Source organism: Nonomuraea sp. NPDC002799, assembly GCF_053592075.1.
The window spans coordinates 1-1,064 of record NZ_JBSFVA010000147.1 but is presented as its reverse complement, the minus strand read 5'-3'; the positions used below and the strand labels follow the sequence as shown (position 1 = coordinate 1,064).

Sequence of the window (1,064 nt, the reverse complement as noted above, 5' to 3'; positions counted from 1 at the left end):
GGAGCAACTGGCCCAGCTCCAACTATCTCAACTCCAGCGACGTCGCCAGGGCCGGCCACGTCGAGTCGCAGACCAACCGCTCGTTCTTCCAGATGGCCACGGGCTCGGCCATCCACGGCAAGCAGATCATCAAGGCGACGTTGCGCACCTACGAGACGTGGTCGTACTCGTGCGGTGCCCGCAAGGTCGAGGTCTGGGGGACCGGCGCGATCAGCAAGACCACGACCTGGAACAAGCAGCCGTCGTGGACGAGGCTGCTCTCCACGGTGAACGTGGCCAAGGGCTGGGGGGCCTCCTGCCTGCCCGGCGGCGTCGAGTTCGACATCACCTCCTGGGCCGCCGACGCCGCCGCCAAGAAGTGGAGCACCATGACCGTCGGCATCCGCGCCACCAGCGAGAGCGACGTCTACGCGTGGAAGAAGTTCAAGAACAACCCGACCGCCGTGATCGAGTACAACTCGCTGCCCGTCGACCCCGTGGCCGTGGACCTGTGGTCGGACCCGGGCGGTCCCTGCGTCTCGGGTGAGGGCCGGCCGATCATCAGCACCGCCACGCCGAAGTTGTGGGCGAAGCTGAAGGACGTCGACAACTCGGTCAAGGGCCGGTTCGAGTGGTACAACGAGGCCGGGGTGAAGGCGGGCGAGCAGGTCACCGCGCTGGGCTCGACCGGCACGGCCTTCTACGCGACGATCCCGCTGAGCCTCTATGCCGACGGGGCGCTGATCCGCTGGCGGGCCCGTGGTGAGGACGGCAAGGCCAGCAGCGCGTGGAGCCCCTGGTGCGAGGCCACCATCGACGCCACCGCCCCCGGCAAGGAGCCGGTCGTGAGCTCGCCCCAGTACACCGAGAACGCCTGGAAGGACGGCCTCGGCCTGGCGGGCACCTTCACCTTCGAGCCCAACGGCGTCCCCGACGTCGCCGCCTACGTCTACGGCCTCGACACCACGCCCAAGACGGAGGTCGTCCCCGGCGCGGACGGCGCCGCCACGATCGCGCTGACGCCGCGTCACGACGGCCCCAACGTGTTGTCGGTGCGCAGCAAGGACCGCGCCGGCCAGCTCGGC

The 1,064-nt window shown here is 69.5% G+C and carries 1 protein-coding gene; it reads left to right on the top strand.

All coding sequences use genetic code 11. The features are described from left to right. The coding region (locus tag ACWD0F_RS52145) for a DNRLRE domain-containing protein (protein ID WP_449890609.1) at nt 1-1,064 on the top strand (1,064 nt) is incomplete at both ends.